22 protein-coding genes are annotated in these 18,704 nt (G+C 60.7%); 16 read left to right on the forward strand and 6 right to left on the reverse strand.

The features are described 5' to 3' along the window. From HX899_RS35390 to visR, 10 genes are all read left to right on the forward strand, one after another. Window positions 1-1,181 (forward strand): chemotaxis protein CheA (locus HX899_RS35390; RefSeq protein ID WP_246697235.1); only part of this gene is annotated, 1,181 nt, incomplete at its 5' end. A 4-nt stretch (window positions 1,182-1,185) separates the two neighbouring features. After that, the gene (locus tag HX899_RS32510) at window positions 1,186-1,653 is read left to right on the forward strand and encodes a chemotaxis protein CheW (protein WP_003545496.1); all 468 of its coding nucleotides are present in this window, start codon (window positions 1,186-1,188) and stop codon (window positions 1,651-1,653) included. Beyond that, the gene (gene cheR, locus HX899_RS32515; RefSeq protein ID WP_017958975.1) at window positions 1,650-2,558 is read left to right on the forward strand and encodes a protein-glutamate O-methyltransferase CheR; all 909 of its coding nucleotides are present in this window, start codon (window positions 1,650-1,652) and stop codon (window positions 2,556-2,558) included. The genes HX899_RS32510 and cheR overlap by 4 nt, the downstream gene beginning before the upstream one ends. Then, window positions 2,555-3,598, forward strand: coding sequence for a protein-glutamate O-methylesterase CheB (cheB, locus tag HX899_RS32520; protein WP_017958976.1), 1,044 nt, complete (start codon window positions 2,555-2,557; stop codon window positions 3,596-3,598). Before cheR ends, cheB begins: the two co-directional genes overlap by 4 nt. Beyond that, window positions 3,599-3,988, forward strand: coding sequence for a response regulator (locus HX899_RS32525; RefSeq protein WP_062942457.1), 390 nt, complete (start codon window positions 3,599-3,601; stop codon window positions 3,986-3,988). Beyond that, a complete protein-coding gene (cheD, locus tag HX899_RS32530) occupies window positions 3,985-4,539 on the forward strand; it encodes a chemoreceptor glutamine deamidase CheD (RefSeq protein WP_003545509.1) in 555 nt (184 codons plus the stop codon). Before HX899_RS32525 ends, cheD begins: the two co-directional genes overlap by 4 nt. A gap of 16 nt (window positions 4,540-4,555) precedes the next feature. Continuing rightward, on the forward strand, window positions 4,556-4,945 hold the full coding sequence (locus HX899_RS32535; protein WP_003545510.1) for a hypothetical protein: 390 nt from the start codon (window positions 4,556-4,558) through the stop codon (window positions 4,943-4,945). Window positions 4,946-5,259: 314 nt separating this feature from the next. After that, entirely contained in the window at window positions 5,260-6,951 is a 1,692-nt protein-coding gene (gene fliF, locus HX899_RS32540) for a flagellar basal-body MS-ring/collar protein FliF (protein WP_138334382.1), read from the forward strand. Between the two features lie 402 nt (window positions 6,952-7,353). Then, a complete protein-coding gene (visN, locus tag HX899_RS32545) occupies window positions 7,354-8,100 on the forward strand; it encodes a transcriptional regulator VisN (protein WP_025393145.1) in 747 nt (248 codons plus the stop codon). An 8-nt stretch (window positions 8,101-8,108) separates the two neighbouring features. Beyond that, window positions 8,109-8,855 (forward strand): transcriptional regulator VisR, encoded by a 747-nt coding sequence (visR, locus tag HX899_RS32550; RefSeq protein ID WP_017990277.1) that lies wholly within the window; start codon window positions 8,109-8,111, stop codon window positions 8,853-8,855. Window positions 8,856-8,937: 82 nt separating this feature from the next. Here the strand turns inward: visR and HX899_RS32555 are convergent, their stop codons facing one another. The 6 genes from HX899_RS32555 to motA form a co-directional block, all read right to left on the reverse strand. Further along, a complete protein-coding gene (locus tag HX899_RS32555; RefSeq protein ID WP_064652618.1) occupies window positions 8,938-9,381 on the reverse strand; it encodes a hypothetical protein in 444 nt (147 codons plus the stop codon). A 5-nt stretch (window positions 9,382-9,386) separates the two neighbouring features. Further along, complete coding sequence (gene flhB, locus HX899_RS32560) at window positions 9,387-10,466, reverse strand: flagellar biosynthesis protein FlhB (RefSeq protein ID WP_138334380.1); 1,080 nt, start codon at window positions 10,464-10,466, stop codon at window positions 9,387-9,389. 232 nt (window positions 10,467-10,698) lie between these two features. Further along, window positions 10,699-11,739, reverse strand: a complete 1,041-nt coding sequence (gene fliG / locus HX899_RS32565) for a flagellar motor switch protein FliG (RefSeq protein WP_138334378.1) — start codon at window positions 11,737-11,739, stop codon at window positions 10,699-10,701. Window positions 11,740-11,767: 28 nt separating this feature from the next. Further along, on the reverse strand, window positions 11,768-12,355 hold the full coding sequence (fliN, locus tag HX899_RS32570; protein ID WP_027666382.1) for a flagellar motor switch protein FliN: 588 nt from the start codon (window positions 12,353-12,355) through the stop codon (window positions 11,768-11,770). 65 nt (window positions 12,356-12,420) lie between these two features. Further along, entirely contained in the window at window positions 12,421-13,371 is a 951-nt protein-coding gene (locus HX899_RS32575) for a FliM/FliN family flagellar motor switch protein (protein WP_003545522.1), read from the reverse strand. After that, complete coding sequence (gene motA, locus HX899_RS32580) at window positions 13,372-14,244, reverse strand: flagellar motor stator protein MotA (protein WP_011650470.1); 873 nt, start codon at window positions 14,242-14,244, stop codon at window positions 13,372-13,374. Between the two features lie 254 nt (window positions 14,245-14,498). Between motA and flgF the strand changes: the two genes are divergently transcribed. The 6 genes from flgF (at window position 14,499) to HX899_RS32610 (ending at window position 18,699) form a co-directional block, all read left to right on the forward strand. Then, window positions 14,499-15,233, forward strand: coding sequence for a flagellar basal-body rod protein FlgF (gene flgF / locus HX899_RS32585; protein WP_138334377.1), 735 nt, complete (start codon window positions 14,499-14,501; stop codon window positions 15,231-15,233). A 119-nt stretch (window positions 15,234-15,352) separates the two neighbouring features. Next, window positions 15,353-16,753 (forward strand): flagellar protein export ATPase FliI, encoded by a 1,401-nt coding sequence (fliI, locus tag HX899_RS32590; protein WP_171599674.1) that lies wholly within the window; start codon window positions 15,353-15,355, stop codon window positions 16,751-16,753. A 2-nt stretch (window positions 16,754-16,755) separates the two neighbouring features. Then, the gene (locus tag HX899_RS32595; RefSeq protein ID WP_138388096.1) at window positions 16,756-17,298 is read left to right on the forward strand and encodes a flagellar protein; all 543 of its coding nucleotides are present in this window, start codon (window positions 16,756-16,758) and stop codon (window positions 17,296-17,298) included. 243 nt (window positions 17,299-17,541) lie between these two features. Continuing rightward, a complete protein-coding gene (flgB, locus tag HX899_RS32600; protein ID WP_138388095.1) occupies window positions 17,542-17,934 on the forward strand; it encodes a flagellar basal body rod protein FlgB in 393 nt (130 codons plus the stop codon). A gap of 4 nt (window positions 17,935-17,938) precedes the next feature. Next, window positions 17,939-18,355 carry a flagellar basal body rod protein FlgC gene (gene flgC, locus HX899_RS32605; protein ID WP_003545531.1) on the forward strand — a complete coding sequence of 139 codons (417 nt, stop codon included), beginning with the start codon at window positions 17,939-17,941 and terminating at the stop codon, window positions 18,353-18,355. A gap of 2 nt (window positions 18,356-18,357) precedes the next feature. Beyond that, window positions 18,358-18,699 (forward strand): flagellar hook-basal body complex protein FliE, encoded by a 342-nt coding sequence (locus tag HX899_RS32610; RefSeq protein WP_138334374.1) that lies wholly within the window; start codon window positions 18,358-18,360, stop codon window positions 18,697-18,699. Window positions 18,700-18,704 lie beyond the last annotated feature (5 nt).

Genomic DNA, 18,704 nt, shown 5'->3' on the forward strand with positions numbered 1-18,704 from the left:
ACCGTGTCGACCGCCTCATCAACCTCGTCGGCGAATTGGTCATCAACCAGGCGATGCTGTCGCAGAGCGTCATCGAGAATGATACGACCGGCACCTCCTCGATCAATATGGGCCTCGAGGAGTTGCAGCAGCTCACCCGCGAGATCCAGGACTCGGTCATGGCGATCCGTGCGCAGCCGGTGAAGCCGGTCTTCCAGCGCATGTCGCGTATCGTTCGCGAAATCGCCGACATGACCGGCAAGTCGATCCGCCTGATCACCGAAGGTGAAAACACCGAAGTCGACAAGACGGTCATCGACAAGCTGGCCGAACCGCTGACCCACATGATCCGCAATGCCGTCGACCACGGCATCGAAACGCCCGAAAAGCGTGCAGCCGCCGGCAAGAACACCGAAGGCACGGTCCGCCTGACCGCCAAGCATCGTTCGGGACGCATCCTGATCGAGCTTGCCGACGACGGCGCCGGCATCAACCGCGAGAAGGTCCGTCAGAAGGCGATCGACAACGACCTCATCCCGGCCGATTCCAACCTGTCGGACGAGGAAATCGACAACCTGATCTTCCTGCCGGGCTTCTCGACGGCCGATAAGATCTCAGACATCTCCGGCCGCGGCGTCGGCATGGACGTCGTCAAGCGTTCGATCCAGGCGCTCGGCGGCCGCATCAACATCACCTCGAAGCCGGGTCACGGCTCGGTCTTCACCATGAGCCTGCCGCTGACGCTCGCCGTCCTCGACGGCATGGTGGTCACCGTCGCCGGCCAGACGCTGGTCGTGCCGCTGACGGCAATCGTCGAAACCCTGCAGCCGGAAGCGGCCGCGATCCACTCCTTCGGTGCGAACCACCGGCTGATCTCGATCCGCAACAGCTTCTGCCCTCTGGTCGATGTCGGTCGCATCCTGAACTTCCGTGCGACCCAGGCCAATCCGGTCGAGGGCGTGGCGCTTCTGGTGGAATCCGAAGGCGGCGGCCAGCGCGCCCTGATGGTTGATGCCATCCAGGGTCAGCGCCAGGTGGTCATCAAGAGCCTGGAAGCGAACTACACCCATGTGCCGGGCATTGCCGCCGCCACCATCCTCGGTGACGGGCGCGTCGCTCTCATCCTCGATGTCGACGCGGTCGTCGGCGCCTCGCGCGGCCAGTCGCTCAAAGCGGAAATGTCTTTAGCAGCGGTGGGATAAGGGAATGTCGTACACTGTAAAAAATCTGAACGAGGGGGATCGCGAGCTGATCGCGTTCCGCATCGGGGATCAGGAATTTTGCGTGAACATCATGTCGGTTCGCGAAATCCGCGGCTGGACCCCGGCAACCGCGATGCCGCATTCGCCTGGCTATATGCTGGGTGTCATCAACCTGCGCGGCGCGGTGCTGCCGATCATCGATCTTGCGGCCCGGCTCGGCATGAAGCCGGCCGATCCGACTGCCCGTCATGTCATCATCGTCGCCCAGGTCCGGCGCAAGGTTGTCGGCCTGCTGGTCGATGCCGTTTCCGATATCCTGACGGTGACCGACGAAACCATCCAGCCGACGCCCGAGATCTCCTCCGAACTCGAGCGTCAATTTGCCCGCGGCGTTCTCGCCATCGAGAAGCGCATGATCTGCCTGATCGAACTCGAATCCCTCTTTCCAGAGACCGAAAGCGAAGCCGCATGAGTGTAATGGGCGCAAAAGATCAGAGGCAGGGATCCGACGAGGTCCTGGCAAGCGGAGAATATCCGCTGACGCGCCGCGACCTCACTGAGATCGCCGCGATGATCTATTCAGATGCCGGCATCTTCCTCAACGAGACGAAGGCGTCGCTCGTCTATTCGCGCCTGTCGAAGCATATCCGCAATCTCGGCCTGTCCGGCTTCCGGGAGTATTGCGACCTCGTCGCCTCGCCGGCGGGTGCTGCGCCGCGCCGCGAGATGCTCTCGCATCTGACGACCAATTTTACCCGCTTCTTTCGCGAAAACCACCATTTCGACCATCTGCGCGACCATGTCCTGCCGGAGCTTCTGCAGCGGGCGAGATCGGGCGGCAGGGTGCGCATCTGGTCGGCTGCCTCTTCCGACGGGCAGGAACCCTATTCGATCGCGCTGACGGTGCTGTCGCTGATGCCGAATGTCGCCGATTACGACTTCAAGATCCTGGCGACCGACATCGATCCGAAGATCCTCGCGATCGCCCGCGCCGGCGCCTATGACGAAAATGCGCTCGAAACCGTGTCACCGGCCATGCGCAAGCAATGGTTCAGCGAAGTTGAGGTGCAGGGCCGCAGGAAGTTCCAGGTCGACGACCGCGTGAAGCGGCTGATCACCTACAACGAGCTGAACCTGATGGCGCAATGGCCGTTCAAGGGCAAGTTCGACGTCATCTTCTGCCGCAACGTCGTCATCTATTTCGACGAGCCGACGCAGATGAAGATCTGGCAGCGTTTTGCCGGTCTGCTGCCGGAGGGCGGTCATCTCTATATCGGCCATTCCGAGCGTGTTTCGGGTGAGGCAAAACACGTCTTCGACAATATCGGCATCACGACCTATCGCTATACGGCCAAAGGTCTCGGGAGGAAGGCATGAGCGCTCCGGCAAGAGTTCTCGTTGTTGACGACTCGCCGACGATGCGGGGCCTGATCACCGCCGTGCTGAGTTCCGACCCCGAGGTCAACGTCATCGGCCAGGCCGGCGACGCTCTGGAAGCGCGCGAGGCGATCAAGCGGCTGAACCCCGACGTCCTGACGCTCGACATCGAGATGCCGAACATGAACGGCCTCGATTTCCTCGAAAAGATCATGACGCTGCGTCCGATGCCGGTCATCATGGTATCCACGATGACCCATCGCGGCGCCGAGGCGACGCTTGCGGCGCTGGAGATCGGCGCGTTCGACTGTGTCGGCAAGCCGGCGCCGGGCGAACTCAGGCCTTTCGGCGACCTCGCCGAGAAGGTCAAGGCAGCCGCCCGCACGCAACGCCAGTATTCCCAGCCCGTCGCTGCCGTCGCGCCACCACCCTCGGTCGCCGACTTCCGCGTCGGCCGCAAGATCGTCGCGATCGGCTCGTCGACCGGCGGCGTCGAGGCACTCATTGCCGTGCTGCAGAAATTTCCGGCGAATTGCCCGCCGACCGTCATCACCCAGCATATGCCGCCGACCTTCACCAAGAGCTTTGCCGAACGGCTGAACCGCCTCTGTGCGCCGGTGGTGCAGGAAGCGACCGACGGCGCCCGGCTCGAAATCGGCAAGATCTATCTGGCCCCCGGCGGCGAGCGGCACCTGCAGGTCAGTGGTGCCTCGGCACCGTGCTGCCGTCTCATCGACCGCGCGCCGGTCAACGGTCACCGCCCCTCGGTGGACGTGCTGTTCGATTCGGTCGCGGAACTGGCGGGCCGCAACGCTGTCGGCGTGATTTTGACCGGAATGGGCCGCGATGGCGCCGCCGGATTGTTGAAAATGCGCCACGCCGGCGCCAGAACCCTCGGCCAGAACGAAAAAACCTGTGTCGTTTACGGAATGCCAAGGGTTGCTCATGAACTTGGCGCCGTTGAGCAGCAGCTGCCGCTGTCTGCCATCGGTGAAGAAATATTGAAAATGACAGCCGCCCGAAAGGAAGGGACCGAATAAATGTCGATCGCGGAGAAAATCAAAGTTCTGATCGTCGACGATCAGGTAACGAGCCGGTTGCTGCTCAGTGACGCGCTGACCCAGCTCGGTTTCAAGCAGATCACGTCGGCCGGCGACGGTGAGCAGGGCATGAAGATCATGTCCGAGCAGCCGCACCACCTGGTGATCTCGGACTTCAACATGCCGAAGATGGATGGCATCGGCTTCCTTCAGGCGGTGCGCACCAACCCCAACACCAAGAAGGCGGCCTTCATCATCCTGACCGCCCAGGGCGACCGCGCACTGGTGCAGAAGGCGGCTCAGCTCGGCGCCAACAACGTGCTCGCCAAGCCATTCACGATCGAGAAGATGAAAGCGGCGATCGAAGCCGTGTTTGGAGCCCTGAAATGATCACTGAGGGGGCAGCCCGCCGCGTGCACATCATTCAGGGCGAGTACAAGGTTCTGAACGATCCGAATGCGGTCCTCTCGACCATTCTCGGTTCGTGCGTGGCTGCGTGCCTCAGAGATCCTGTCGCCGGTGTCGGCGGCATGAACCACTTTCTGCTGCCCGGTTCGGCGACGTCGCCGACATCAGGCGGCGATGCAACGCGGTACGGCGTGCATCTGATGGAACTGCTGATCAACGGTCTCCTGAAGCAGGGCGCCCGGCGCGACCGGCTGGAGGCAAAGATCTTCGGCGGCGCGAAGACGATCTCGACATTCTCCAATGTCGGTGAGCAGAACGCGGCCTTCGCCGTGCAGTTCCTCAGGGATGAAGGTATTCCGGTGGTCGGTTCCTCGACCGGCGGAGAACACGGACGCAAGCTTGAATATTGGCCGGTCTCCGGTCGTGCCCGGCAATACCCCCTGACCGGCGCCGAAACGCAGAGAACCGTCGCTCTCGAGCAGCGCCCCGCCGCTCCGCAGAAACCCGTCGAAACCAGTATCGAATTTTTTTGATGGCGAGGATTTTCATATGACATTTACCCAGATGATGGAGCCGCCTGCGCCTGTCGAAGCGCTGAGCGACATCCTGATGCGCATCGTGTCCGAACTGCACGATGTCGCCTACCTCATCGAGCGCATCGAGCCGCAGCTTCTCGAAATCGGCGGCGCCGAAATCCTGAATTCGCCGGATGCCATGAAGGTCATGCAGGGCATTGATCTGGCCGTGCAGAAATCGCGCGGCCTTGCTGAATTCATCGATACCATCACCGGCGAAATCCCGCACGGCTGGGCAGTCGACGTCGCAACCGCGCTCAGCCTCGTCAAGCTGGCAGAGATGCAGAAGGCATTGGGCGGCGCCACACGCCACGGCCACTCCCAGCCATTGAGCAAGGCAGCCGGTGACTTCGATTTCTTCTAAAGCGCGTCGCGATCTTTCAGATTCGCTCCTCGCGCTTTAGGTCTTTGTTTTTACGCATGTCGTTGTCGCAAAACCGCCGTACACTTTTGCGCGACATGCTTTAGAACGCCCCCGTTTTTCTCCGAGTCACGGAAACGCTCTCTCCTTGTTCTTGCGCAATTCCGGACGCAAAACCGCTGCGCAGTTTGGCTGGAATTACTTTAGGCCTTTTCACTCCCGCACGCTCTCACGAAACGCTCGCACAAGTTTCGCCGACTATTCGTCTGATGAGGCAATAAGCCTGCTTTGTCTTTGACGGATCGTGCGAGAACAGAATGAATCTGTTAAATCAATTAGTTCAGATCTTTAAGAACTTCGGTTCCCTGGGCCGAACACGCCTGATGATTCTTGGAGGCGTCGGTGCCGTTTCCATTGCAATCATCCTTGCGGCCGCCCTTTTCGTCAACAAGCCGGCACAGGAAACGCTCTATGTCGGGCTGGACTCACCGGATCTCAACCAGATCAGCATGGCGCTTGCCGAAGCCAACATCAATTTCCAGGTCGGCACGGACGGCACCAGCATCAGCGTTCCCGCGGGGATGACGGGCAAGGCCCGCCTGATGCTCGCCGAGCGCGGCCTGCCGAACAGCGCCAATGCCGGTTATGAACTCTTCGACAATGTCGGCTCCCTCGGCCTGACCTCCTTCATGCAGGAGGTAACGCGGGTTCGAGCGCTGGAAGGCGAAATCGCCCGTACCATCCAGTCGATCTCGGGTATAACAGCCGCGCGCGTCCATATCGTCATGCCGGAGGTTGGCAACTTCCGGAAGGCGGAGCAGAAACCGACCGCATCCGTCATGATTCGCGCCAGCGCCACCACCGGGCGCAGCGCGGCGACCTCGATCCGCCATCTCGTCGCCTCGGCCGTGCCGGGGCTCGACGTCGATGACGTGACCATCCTCGATTCCGCCGGCCAGTTGCTCGCTTCCGGCGACGAGGCGAGCAACAGCTCGCTGAACCGCTCGCTCAACATCGTCCAGAACGTTCAGCAGGAAGTCGAATCCAACATCGACAAAGCTCTGGCACCCTTCCTCGGCATGGACAACTTCCGCTCCAGCGTCACCGCCGATCTCAACACCGACGCCCAGCAGATCCAGGAAACGACCTACGATCCCGAATCCAAGGTCGAACGCTCGGTCCGCTCGACGAAGGAAGCTCAGCAGTCGCAGCAGAAGCAGTCCGATAGCGCGACGACGGTCGAGCAGAACATTCCGCAGGCGGCTCCCGAGGCCGGCGGTTCCGCCGGGCCTGAATCGCAAGACAAGTCCGACAAGCGCGAAGAGCAGACCAACTACGAAATCAACAGCAAGACGACGGCGACGACCCGCAGCAGCTACAAGGTCGAAAAGCTTTCGATCGCCGTGGTGGTCAACAAGGGCCGCATCGCCAAGATGGTCGGTGAGCCCGCCGATCAGACCAAGGTCGACGCCTATCTTGCCGAAATGCAGAAGATCGTCGCTTCGGCGGCCGGCATCGACGCCAAGCGCGGCGACGTCGTCACCGTGACGGCCATGGACTTCCTCGAGAACCAGTTGCTCGAAGACGCCACCGGTGGCGTCCGCGTCATGGACATGCTGAGCCGCAACCTTGCCGGCATTATCAACTCACTCGCCTTTGTCGCGGTCGCCTTCGTGGTGGTCTGGATGGGCCTGCGGCCCCTGGTGCGCAGCATCAACGGCAACGGCAGCTCCGCGGCTTTCGGCGACGCGACGCCGGAAGCGGCCGGCCTCGAGCTTCCGGACTTCGCGCCTGCATCGGGAGCGCCCGGTGGCGCTCTCATGGACGGCTTCGGGTCCGACTTCGGCTTCGACAGTACCGAGGACCTGCTCAGCCTCGGCGACGACGATGGAAACTTCAATCGTCGCGTCAAGGAAGGCCCGGAACGCAAGCTTTCCCGTATGGTCGAGATCAACGAGGAACGCGCCGCGAAAATCCTCAGGAAATGGGCGATCGACGAAGCAGCGTAAAGGAAAGGCCGGGCAACCGGCCTTTTTTCATGTCGATACCGAAGCTGGATCCCTAATCGCTGTTTGCTGAAAAGCCGTGACTGGAAATGCGAAAGACCCGACCACTGAAATGCGGCTGTAGGGCGATATGATGAGACGGACTCGCGTAAAACGCGAAGCAAGTTGCGATACCGCCAGAATCACCTTAGCCTCCCTATATCTTGAAGGCTGGAACGAGCGGTCGAATCAGTGCATTGGCGACAGCGAAAGTAAATCCCTAGAAGTCGGAGATGGTGATTTGCATCGACTGGCTTACCCTTGGGTGATTCGAAATGGGATTCGAGCGGGACTTGAATTGAATCCCTTGCAGAAAAATTGCTGTTGCACCGAGTTCGATCGTTTCTCAGCCGCAGGACATTGCCAATGGATATGAATGTAATTCAGGCGAGCAAAGGCGAGAGGCATATGGCGAATTTCGCGAATGCGGTGGTGCCGGATCTGTTGCCGCGCGATGAGCTGCTCCAGCGCCTCCACGGTGTCGCCAGCACCGGCAGGTTGCAGTCTGGTTTGCGCGCATTGACGGACTACGTGGGTGCGTCGCACTACCTTCTGGCGCGCTGCGATCTTCTTCAGGAAAGTGGCCTCGATTTCATCGTTTCGTCTGACTGGCCTTTCGATCTTGTCAGGGACATCGCCAATGATCTGGTTCGCGGCTATGCCCGGTCGACGGAGCTGGAAAAATGCATGCAGGTATTCCAGCCGAATTTTGCTCTTCTGCCTGACAGTGCCGAGGTTCCGGATGGCGCCAGCCGTCAATATTGTTCGGTGACCTTCAATGTCGGCCGGTCGCGGCTGGCCTTGATGTTCCTGTTCGGCGAGGGGTTCATCCTTTCGCCGGAGCGCCTGCGGGACGTAGGCCTGCTTGCAGGTTATGTCGCGAGCTTCCTGCGCTGCGGTGGGACGAAGGTCGATCGCGATTTCGAATTGACCGACCGCGAGCTGGAATGCCTGTTCTGGATCGCCGAGGGCAAGACCAGCGACGAGATCGCGATGATCCTCGGAATCTCTCGCAATACCATCAACAACTACATCACCAGCGTGATGCGCAAGACGGCGACCAAGACCCGGTCCGAGGCCATAGCCTTCGCCGTCCGCAATAATCTCGTATAGGGGGATCTATGGGCTATCCAGCAGGCAGGACGATGAGCAGCGCCGAGCAGCTGCGCACGGTGCGTGTGAACAGGATTTCCAGCCGGTCCGATCTTTTTCCGCGGCTGATCGCGATGCAGAAGCTCGCCGATGCGCAAGGCTTCGCGATCTTCCGCGTCAGCGGCTCTGGCCTTCCGGCAAAGCAGCGGCTTGTCTGCGAGCTTGAGAACTGGGGTTCTTCCAATGCCGGTTTCGGCAAGGCCTTCACGGATGCCTACGGCGATATTCTTCTCGATCATATCGACAAGTCGCTGCTGCCGCTCTCATGGGCCGGCGGTTACGACCGCGCGGCACCCGGTCCGGCAGACTTCTCGCCGTTCATGACCCGGCTGCAGGACGGTATCCTGTCTTTCTCCGGCCTTGCCTTTCCGGTGCGGCTCGGCGCCGTCGGCAATGGTTTCATCCTTTTCACCGGCGATGAGATCGATCCTTCGAGCGATACCATCGTCGAGCTGCACGGTCGCTGCTGCCATATCATGATGGATCTGCTCTCGCTCGACGAACGCCGCACGGCTGCCGCCGAGGCGCTCAGCGAACGCGAGATCGCCTGTCTGCAGCTTGCCGGCGACGGCCGCATCAGCGAAGAGATTGCCGACAAGCTCGGCCTGTCCGTGCACACGGTGAACGCCTATCTCGGCTCGGCGACCATCAAGCTCGATTCCGTCAACCGCATCCAGGCGATCGCCAAGGCGATCCGGCTCGGTTATATCAGCTGAACCCACGCGTTGTGCCTTTCAGCGCCGCGCGTCTTTTGAGACGCGCGAGAGCATGTCGCGCGAAAGTGTGCATGGAAGAAAGTCAGCCGGTCAGCGCCTGCGGCGGCTGGTTGACGCTGTAACGCGCTTCCCGAAGGCTCTTTTTGAGGAAGATGGTGTTTTCGTCCGGATCGGCCGAGGGCTCCTGGAAAGCGATATGGCTGATCTCGATGCCGGCGTGATCTTCGGCAAGAGTGAGCTGTGCGTAGACGGTGACGCCGCGCGGCTTGATTTCCAGATCGAGAACGACTTCGGGCTTGCCGCCCCACTCCAGAGTATAATTGCCGCCCAGGCCGAAATTCACCGTGCCCGGATGAAAGAAAAGCTCCGCCGCCGAAGCGACGAGATCGGAAAGATTGCCGTAATACTCGAAGCGCAGCAGTGAAATAAGGTCAGAAGCATCCAGAAGTCGCAGTTCGGTAGCGACCGGGCTGATCGCGTCTGCAAGGATCTTTTCACGCTGCGTAGAGTGGGGGCATTTTTTCATTCGGCTTATCTCACCCGTTTGTTCCTGGCGTCCGCAGCGTAGACCCGGTGGATGAGCTCCGCTACCGCCTTATAAAAGACTGACGGGATGACACTATCGATCGAGACTTGCGCAAACATGGAGCGCGCAAGTGGCGGATCTTCGAACACCGGTATGCCGTTCTTCTCGGCGATCTCCCTGATTTTGAGCGCAATCAGGTCCTGACCCTTGGCCAGCACCACCGGCGCGTCGTTCTCTTCGCGCGCGTAGCGCAGCGCCACCGCATAGTGCGTCGGGTTTGCAATCACCAGCGTCGCGCGGTCCACGTTGGCGATCATGCGCCGGCGCGCCCGGTCGCGCATCAGCGAGCGCTGCCGGCTCTTGACGAAGGGATCGCCCTGCGCCTGCTTGTTTTCTTCCTTCACCTCGTGCCGCGTCATTTTCAGCTCGGTAAACCAGTGATGGCGCGTCCAGAAAAGATCGGCGATCGCCACGATAGCCGTGGCGATCAGCATGACGATGATGATCTTGCGCATCGCCGCCATCATTCGCACCAGGATCGTCTGCGGATCGGAGAACATCGCGTCGATCGAGCCGAAATATTCGCTCCTGAGCACGAAGAACAGGATCACCCCGACGACGACCACCTTGAACAGCGACTTTCCGAATTCGACCAGGCCGGGCACGCTGAACAGCCGTGACCAGCCTTTGATCGGCGAGATCCGCGAGACCTGCGGGCGGATGCGTTCGAGCACCGGCGTCGGCAGATTCTGAAAGACGGAGGAGGCGACGCCGAACACCATGAATAGGATGAAGGCGGGCGCCACCAGCGCCGCACTTGCCCAGCCGATCCGGACGAACAGCGCCAGCACATCCGGTCCCGTCTCGATCTTCCACTGGTCGGGCTGCTCGAAGATGTCGCGCAGCATTTCAGTCATGCGCCCGACACTTTCTGGAAGGAAGAATACGAGGTAAATGAAGGTCGCGAGGATCGTCGCAAAGATCGAAAGTTCGCGCGAAGACGGCACGTTGCCCTTTTCCGCGGCATCGCTTTGCTTTTTCGCGGTTGGGGCTTCTGTTTTGCTGTCCTTGTCATCGTCTGCCAAGTCGCGGCCCTCTTCAAAGAAATAGGCCGCAGCTAATGCTTGTCGCCCAAAAACGTGCAGCGGTTTTGGGATAATGACATGCATCAGAACAAAGACCTAAAGCGCGTCGCAGGAACCGAGTTCTATGCGACGCGCTTTAGAGCGCGGTCTGTTGCTGGAAGGGTAGTCGCCTGTGGCACGGCGATCAACAGCCGCCTTTCGGCATGCCGGATTTGTCAACAGTCTCGACGTGTTAGGCGGCCGCCGAAGCGTCGCCTTCCTTTTCCTTGAGCTCGATCTGGCCGGAATTGGCCAGGCGAATCGCTTCCTGCGCCACGGCGCGGCGGGCAATCGCGATCTCGCGCGGATTGACGCCACCCATGCCGCTCTGCAGATCCGATTCGATCATGCGGCGCTGGCGTGGGCTGATGGCGGAGAGAACCGATTCGCGGATCTCCGGGGGCGACCCGCGCAGCGCGACGGTGAGCACGTCCGTCGAGATGTCGTTGAGCAGCATGACGCGGCTGCGCTGCGGCATGTACATGAGGTCCTCGAACAGGAAGATCTTCGGGCGGACCTTGTTGACCGACTCGCGGCTGATCGATTCGAGCGAGCTGAGCAGCGTGTCGACCTGCGGCTTGTCGAGCTCGTTCATAAGATCGGCGACCTTCGTCGAGCCGGCTGCATTGCGCTCTGCCTCGACCTCGGCAAGCAGCGTCATGACCTGGTTTTCGATGATTTGCGCAGCCTTCGGGCTGACCGCCTTCATGTTGACCGTTCTGTTCATGATGTCGGCGCGGCGGTTGTCGGGAAGCTGCAGCAGCACCTTGGCGCCGAAGGAGGAGGGCATCATCGAAAGAATATAGGCGACGGTCTGCGGATGTTCGCGCAGCAGGAACTGTGCGATGAATGTCGGCTCCGCCTCGCTGAGGCGATCCCAGATCGAGGTTTCGTAGGCCTGGAATGCGGTGCGGCGGCCGAGCAGGCTGTCGACCTCGTCGGGCGTCAGGCCTTCTTCAAGAATGGCCTCGATCGCCTTGGCGTTGTCCATCAGTCCGGCGCCCTCGGTGAAGAGGTCTTCGAACTCGGAGACGAGCAACAGGAGCTCGTCCGGCGGAATAGCGCGCAGCGACTGGGCGGATGAGATAATGGTCTGCAGTTCGGCCTGGGTGAAATATTTCAACAGCCGGCCGGCGACGCCCTTTCCCATAGCGAGAAGAACAGCCGCCGCCTTTTCAGCCTGGGTCAACGGTTTCCCGGCTAGTGCGCCGCCGAAATCGTCAAAGTCCATCATGGTCTAACCTCTCCGTCCCACACAGGGATCAGGCTTTTTTCGTACTCAAAACTTCAATCAGTTTCACACCGAATCGCGTGTCGTCGTTATCAAGCACCGTAATTTCGCCGCGGGCAATCCTGCGGCCATTCACCATGATCTCGACCGGTTCACCGATCTTCTTGTCGAGGGCGATCGTCGCCCCTTCATTGAGGTTCATCAGACCGGAGACCTGCATGCGGCTGGTGCCGAGCATGATCTGGACGTCGATCGGGATGTCCATGATCAGGTCGAAGTTGGAATTCAAAGCGCTGCCGAGCGGGGCCGGCGACGCCTCGAAGGAGGGGCTGCTGCCGAAATCCATGCCGGCCGCCGGGCTGGCATCGCCGCCGCCGAAGTCGCCGCCGAAATCGTCGCTGCCAAACGGGGTTTCCGAAGTCTCGCCGCCAAAGGCCGCCAGGTCCGTTCCTGCTGCGAAGGGGTCGCTCTGCAGGTCGTCGCCAAACTGCGACAGGTCGCCATCGGCATCCTGCTTCAGCACGCCGCGCAGATCGTCGATCGCCTGGTCGAGATCGGCTTCGCTGCCCGGAAGATCCAGGGAGAGGTCGCTGTTCTGCTGTGTTTTCTTCGTAGCCATGAAATCACTATTCCAGTTGAAACTTGCCTCAAACTGCCTTTGCAGCCCAAAAGCCAGAGAACCGATTAATTCATTAAATGACGGATGAGTTCGTCATCCGAGTTCATCGTATCCTTGACGCGGACCATGTAGTTTTCGCCTGAACGCCCGAACTCGCACACATACAATTCCTTGCTGTTGGCGCTGACCTCGACACGCACGTCGCCGTGGTCGCGGAACGGAATGACGTCGCCGACCATCAGCTTCGATATCGTGCGCAGCGTCAGGTCCTGCAGCCTGATCTTGGCCTCGAGCGTGACATGTGAGCGGCGGACCTGGTCGCCAAGCTGTTCGGTCCATTCCGCTGAGTTGCTGCTGGCCTGGCGTTTCGGCTTCGGCGGCGTCACCTTGGTCTTGAGCAGTGCCGTCTGCGGAACGATCAACGAAAATTCCGAAACGATGCCGGCAAGCGTGATCGACATGTTGATGGCAGCGGCGAATTCATCCGGACGATCCTCCTGCGGCCGGGCGCGCATGTCATGGGCGTACGGGGCCGAAAGGCTCGGTTCGAAACCGCCCGGCGCGTTGACGGCCGAGCGCAGCACCTTGGCGATCTTGTCGAAGACCATGACCGCCAGATCGAGCTCGATGATCGACAGCAGCCGGTCGGCCGGTTCCTCGATCGTATCGGCTGTGGCGCCGAGCAGATGCTCCATCAGCGTGATGACGAAGCCGTTGCCGCAGGCAAGCGTAATGTTCTGCGACCAGTTGCGCAGCGTCGCGTCGACGAGTGTGACGTTCGCGCTCAGGTCTTCGATGAGGTGGTTCTTGTAGCCGATCTCGCAGCCGAGATAGTTGACCGTCACGTCGAGGCCGGTCTCGCTTTTGATGACGTCGGGAAAGAATTCGCTGTAGATTTCCCCGAAGGAGCTGCAGATCTTGGCGACCCTGCCTCTGTCGCCAAGCCCGCCTGTCAACTTGGCGAGGAGGGCAGGATCCATTGCCGGTTTGTCGTGCGAAGCATTGCTCATAGTCATTTAAGCCGCCTTGTTTTCGCCACCTGGGTTCATCATTTCCTGCTCGACCGCATCGATGGACGGACGCTCGTAAGCCGAGATCGTCTTGCGACCGTATTCGAGAGCGACCTGCGGCACCGAGCCATTCATATAGGCAAGCAGCGTCTGCTTGACGATGACGTAGAGGCGGTGCTGCTTGTTGCGCACGACCTTGATCTGGGAGACCAGCGGCGAGCAGACGCAGTAGGACAAGAGAATGCCGAGGAAGGTGCCGACGAGCGCCGAGCCGATCAGGTGACCGAGCACTTCGGGCGAATCGTTGATGTGGGCCATCGCTTTGATGACGCCGAGAACGGCCGCGACAATACCGATCGCAGGGAAGGAATCGCCCATGATCTGGATCGCGTGGTAGGGCTTCATCTTGTCGTGCATGATGGTGTTGAGCTCTTCATCCATCAGCGCCTCGATCTCGTGGCTGCGGGCGTTGCCGATGATGATCAGGCGCACGTAGTCGCAGATGAACGCCGTCAGTTCCTTGTTCTTCAGAACGGTCGGAGCCGATTGAAAGATTGTCGATTCGGCCGGATTGTCGATATGGGCTTCGATTTCGTTTCGCGACTTGGTGCGCAGGTCGCGCATCAGCGAATAGAGCACGCCGAGCGTATCGAGATAGTTACGTTCCTTCGGCACGGCATGCTTGAAGGCTTCGCCGAGCGCCTTGCCGGAATCCTTCACCACCTTCATCGGGTTCGCCATGATGAAGCTGCCGAGACCGGCGCCACCGATGATGACGAATTCGAAGGGCTGGAACAGAGCGTTCACGTCGCCGCCCATCGCCATGAAGCTGCCGATGACACAGCCGCAAGTCACTATAAATCCGATAATGATGTTCATCGTCAGCCCAATCTGAACGTTGCTTTTCATTGAGACCGATAGGGTTTCTGCCTTGCGTGAGGCTGATGAAAGGCCCGCTCGCGAGGCATTTCCGCGTGCCAGCTTCGCGCAAGCATCTGCCGTCAGTCTAAAGGGGACGAATGGGTGCCCGCGCCCGTTTCTGAGATGCCGCCTCAGCGAAATCCCGGCCGAACCACATGAGACGACGCCCGGCTTTTCGTCCCGTTCATCGCCAATGCTTGGAGCTTACCGACATGCAATCCGGTCTTTATGTTTCTCTGTCGTCGCAGATGGCCCTCGAAAAGCGCCTGACCACCATCGCAGACAACATGGCGAACGTGAACACGACCGGTTTTCGCGCCACCGAGGTGAAGTTCGACGAGATGGTGGCGGCCACCAAGAACAAGCTGAACACCAAGGTCGCCTTCGTTTCCCAGGGCAACGACTACCTGAACGAGGGAAATGGCGAGTTGCAGCACACCGGCAACATGCTCGATTTCGCTATCAAGGGTGATGCCTGGTTTGCGCTCGACACGCCGGCCGGCCAGGTTCTGACGCGAGACGGCCGCTTTACGATCAAGGATACCGGCGAACTCGTCTCGATCCGCGGATACCCGGTTCTTGACGCCGGCGGCGCGCCGATCCAGCTCAACACGACAGGCGGCGAACCGGCCGTCGGCACCGACGGCATCATCTATCAGGGCGGACGCCAGATCGCCTCGCTCGGCCTGTTCGAGGCCGATGTCAGCAAGGGTTACCTGCGCTACGAAAACAGCGGCATCATGACCACCGACCAGCCGCGCGCCGTCGTCGACCGCTTCAATGTCGGTGTCGAGCAGGGTTATCTCGAAAACTCCAACGTCAACGCCATGCGCGAGATCACCCAGCTGATCGAAGTCAACCGCGCCTTCGAAAGTGTCTCGTCGCTGATGCGCGACAGCGAGGATTCCTTCAAGGAAGCCGTTCAGACGCTTGGGGGCAGCCGCTAATGCATGTCGCCCAAAAGTGTCTGGCGGTTTTGGGAGAACGACACGCACAAGAACAAAGATCCAAAATACGTCGCATGCAGCAAGCTGCACGCGACGTATTTTGGGGTGGGATTTGAAGCATGAGCACCACGCTACTATCAGTGGACGGTCTTTCTCCGAAGCTGGCGCATCTGGCGGACCTCGTCGAGCGATACGCATCGCCGGAGTTCGCGGTTGCCCATGGCGGCCGCGTGCAGACCATCGCTGCGGGCCACTACACGGTTCACGGTCTCTCCCGCCATGTTCGTCTCGGCGAGTTCGTGGCCCATAAATCGGCCACCGGCATCCATCTCGGCGAGGTCGTGCGCGTCGAGCCGGAACTGATCTATGTCTGCCCGATCGAACCCGGCGAACCGATCGGTATCCACGATACCGTCATCCGCAAGGGCGCCTTCCGCATTTCTCCGACGGACAGCTGGTGCGGGCGCACCGTCAACTCGCTCTGCGAGCCGATCGACGGGCTGGGCCCGATCACCGAGGGCCTCGATCGCCGCTCGATCTCCAATACCGCGCCGCCCTCGATGACCCGCAAGCGTGTCGAGACCGGCTTCAAGACCGGCGTGCGCGCGATCGACATCTTCTCGCCGCTCTGCCTCGGCCAGCGCCTCGGCATCTTCGCCGGTTCCGGCGTCGGCAAGTCGACGCTTCTGTCCATGCTCGCCCGCGCCGATGCCTTCGACAAGGTTGTCATTGCGCTCGTCGGCGAACGCGGCCGCGAGGTGCGCGAATTCATCGAGGATACGCTCGGCAGCAATATGAAGAAGGCGATCGCCGTCGTCGCCACCAGCGACGAGAGCCCGATGCTGCGCAAGATGGCGCCGCTGACGGCGGTCACCATCGCCGAGCATTTCCGCGACAAGGGCGAGAACGTCCTCTTCATCGTCGATAGCGTCACGCGTTTCGCCCATGCGATCCGCGAGGTGGCGACCGCCTCCGGCGAACCGCCGATCGCGCGCGGTTATCCCGCTTCCGTCTTCACCGAGCTGCCGCGCCTCCTGGAACGCGCCGGTCCCGGTCCCGAGGGCGCCGGCACCATCACGGCGATCATCTCGATCCTCGTCGACGGCGACAATCACAATGATCCGATCGCCGATTCGACCCGCGGCATCCTCGACGGTCATATCGTCCTGCAGCGCAGTCTGGCCGAAGAAGGGCGGTATCCGCCGATCGATCCGCTCGCCTCGATCTCGCGTCTCGCCCGCAAGGCCTGGACGCCGGATCAGGAAAAGCTGGTATCGCGGCTGAAGGTGCTGATCCATCGTTTCGAAGAGACGCGCGACCTGCGCATGATCGGCGGTTACCGCCAGGGTGCTGATCCCGATCTCGACATGGCGATCAAGCAGGTGCCGATTATTTACGACGTTCTGAAGCAGTCTCCGGGCGATCGCGACTCGCTCGACGCTTTCGCCGATCTCGCCGGCGCGCTCAAGGCTGCAGCCGGCATGGGCAATCAGGGCGCCCCTATTCAGAGGAGAGGCTAGACGTGGCTGATTTCGACGACGAACGTATCGCTTCCCTGAAGCAGCGCAGGAAAGCCGCCATCCTGGATCGGTTTCTGACCTTCTCCGGCCTGGCGCTTGCCGGCGCCTCCGCCTTCTTTCCCTGGTATGTCTTCTTCAATGCGGACAAATTCGGCATCAATGTCGCCGCCAGCGAGAATTCGCGTGAACTACCGGATTGGCCGGCCCGCAACGTCTTCAGCGTCTCGCCGCTTGCCATGGTCAACAAGAACGAGGCGGACAAGAAGGCCCCGCCGATCGATCCGCTGACGACGGCGACGGTCTCCGATCTCGGCAAGGAGCGCGCTGGCCGCGCCATACAGGAAGATCAGCCTTTCCCCGGCAAGTCTTCCTTCCGCCTGCTGCATGTTTCCAACGGCCGGGCGCTGATCGAGGATCCCTCGGGCATGTATGTAGTGCGCATCGGCTCGATCCTGCCCGACGAAAGCCGCCTTGCGACACTCGAGCAGCGCGACGGCAAATGGGTGATCGTCACCTCCAAGGGCGAGATCTACCAGAACAATTGAACCTGTCCGCAAACGCCAAAGGCAACAGGGGCTCCGCCGCGAATCGGCCGGAGCCCCTGTTTTTTCCGTCATTTCTCAGATCGATTCCGATTTAGGGAATGACGCAGCCTTGCGCATCCGAAAGGCGCGCGGCGCTGTCAAAGCGGCGGCGTTCGCCGAAAACCGCCTCGAAGCCTGAATTCCCCGTAAGTCCCACGCAAGATTACCGCACTAGGTTCGGGACAGTAAAAACGGAGAGTTCTCATGCAACCGATCCAACTTTTCGACTTGGCTTCGCGGCAGGCGGAATGGCTGACGATCCGTCAGCAGGTTGTTGCCGGCAACATCGCCAATGCCAATACGCCGAAGTTCCATGCCAAGGACGTTACGCCCTTTGATGCGGTGCTCGACAATGCCAATATCAACATGGCGCGCACCAATCCGGCGCATCTCAGCGGCAACGATTTCAGCGACAGCGGCGATATCGACGTCAAGGACGCTGCGCTCGACCAGGAAATCGGTGTCCAGGAATCCGGCAACACGGTCGGTTTGGCCGAGGAGCTCTCCAAGTCGGGCGATATCAAGCGCCAGTACGATCTGAACACCTCGCTGGTCAGTTCCTTCAACCGCATGATGTTGATGACGGTCAGGAGGTAAAGTCATGGATCCGCTTTCAGCAGCAATGAAAATCGCCGGTTCCGGGCTCGAGGCGCAGTCGACGCGCCTGCGCATCGTTTCGGAAAACATCGCCAACGCCCGCTCGACCGGCGACACGCCCGGCGCCGACCCCTATCGCCGCAAGACGATTACCTTCGGCCAGCAGATGGATCGCAGCAACGGCGTCGAGACTGTCGGCGTCAAGAAGGTCGGCGTCGACGAAGGCGACTTCAGCACTGAATTCGACCCCAGCAATCCGGCTGCGGACCAGAAGGGCGTCGTCAAACTGCCCAACGTCAATATCCTGGTCGAGATGGCCGACATGCGCGAAGCCAACCGCTCGTATGACGCCAATCTGCAGACCATCAAACAGACCCGCGATCTCATCTCCTCCACGATCGACCTCCTGAAGAGCCAATAATAATGATCAGCAGCGTCCAGAATGTCAGCAACCTTTCGATGACCCGTGCGCTCGGCGCCGTCGACACCGAAAATTCCGCCTCCTCGTCTGCCGCCACCATGTCGGGCGCCGCAGGTGCGGCCAATGGCATGAGCTTCGCCTCTGTCATGGGCAACATGGCGAGCGACGCGGTCACCAGCCTGAAGGGTGCGGAAAGCATGTCCTTTGCCGGTATCAAGGGCACGGCGACGACGCGTGAAGTCGTCGATTCCATGCTCCAGGCCGAGCAGACGCTGCAGACCGCGATTGCCATCCGCGACAAGGTCGTCTCGGCCTTTCTCGAAGTCACCAAGATGCAGATGTAACTGAT

Origin of the sequence: Rhizobium sp. WYCCWR 11146, assembly GCF_013591995.1 — a bacterium.
Taxonomy (GTDB): domain Bacteria; phylum Pseudomonadota; class Alphaproteobacteria; order Rhizobiales; family Rhizobiaceae; genus Rhizobium; species Rhizobium indicum.

What these genes read in the sequence shown, in the direction of transcription:
- HX899_RS32510 (WP_003545496.1), top strand. Translation starts at nt 1,186, where the DNA reads ATGTCGTACACTGTAAAAAATCTGAACGAGGGGGATCGCGAGCTGATC.
- motA (WP_011650470.1), bottom strand. Translation starts at nt 14,244, where the DNA reads ATGAACATCATTATCGGATTTATAGTGACTTGCGGCTGTGTCATCGGC.
- visR (WP_017990277.1), top strand. Translation starts at nt 8,109, where the DNA reads ATGGGCTATCCAGCAGGCAGGACGATGAGCAGCGCCGAGCAGCTGCGC.
- HX899_RS32535 (WP_003545510.1), top strand. Translation starts at nt 4,556, where the DNA reads ATGACATTTACCCAGATGATGGAGCCGCCTGCGCCTGTCGAAGCGCTG.
- HX899_RS32555 (WP_064652618.1), bottom strand. Translation starts at nt 9,381, where the DNA reads ATGAAAAAATGCCCCCACTCTACGCAGCGTGAAAAGATCCTTGCAGAC.
- cheD (WP_003545509.1), top strand. Translation starts at nt 3,985, where the DNA reads ATGATCACTGAGGGGGCAGCCCGCCGCGTGCACATCATTCAGGGCGAG.
- HX899_RS32610 (WP_138334374.1), top strand. Translation starts at nt 18,358, where the DNA reads ATGATCAGCAGCGTCCAGAATGTCAGCAACCTTTCGATGACCCGTGCG.
- fliF (WP_138334382.1), top strand. Translation starts at nt 5,260, where the DNA reads ATGAATCTGTTAAATCAATTAGTTCAGATCTTTAAGAACTTCGGTTCC.
- fliI (WP_171599674.1), top strand. Translation starts at nt 15,353, where the DNA reads ATGAGCACCACGCTACTATCAGTGGACGGTCTTTCTCCGAAGCTGGCG.
- fliG (WP_138334378.1), bottom strand. Translation starts at nt 11,739, where the DNA reads ATGATGGACTTTGACGATTTCGGCGGCGCACTAGCCGGGAAACCGTTG.
- visN (WP_025393145.1), top strand. Translation starts at nt 7,354, where the DNA reads ATGGATATGAATGTAATTCAGGCGAGCAAAGGCGAGAGGCATATGGCG.
- fliN (WP_027666382.1), bottom strand. Translation starts at nt 12,355, where the DNA reads ATGGCTACGAAGAAAACACAGCAGAACAGCGACCTCTCCCTGGATCTT.
- HX899_RS32575 (WP_003545522.1), bottom strand. Translation starts at nt 13,371, where the DNA reads ATGACTATGAGCAATGCTTCGCACGACAAACCGGCAATGGATCCTGCC.
- flgB (WP_138388095.1), top strand. Translation starts at nt 17,542, where the DNA reads ATGCAACCGATCCAACTTTTCGACTTGGCTTCGCGGCAGGCGGAATGG.
- flgC (WP_003545531.1), top strand. Translation starts at nt 17,939, where the DNA reads ATGGATCCGCTTTCAGCAGCAATGAAAATCGCCGGTTCCGGGCTCGAG.
- cheB (WP_017958976.1), top strand. Translation starts at nt 2,555, where the DNA reads ATGAGCGCTCCGGCAAGAGTTCTCGTTGTTGACGACTCGCCGACGATG.
- HX899_RS32525 (WP_062942457.1), top strand. Translation starts at nt 3,599, where the DNA reads ATGTCGATCGCGGAGAAAATCAAAGTTCTGATCGTCGACGATCAGGTA.
- flgF (WP_138334377.1), top strand. Translation starts at nt 14,499, where the DNA reads ATGCAATCCGGTCTTTATGTTTCTCTGTCGTCGCAGATGGCCCTCGAA.
- cheR (WP_017958975.1), top strand. Translation starts at nt 1,650, where the DNA reads ATGAGTGTAATGGGCGCAAAAGATCAGAGGCAGGGATCCGACGAGGTC.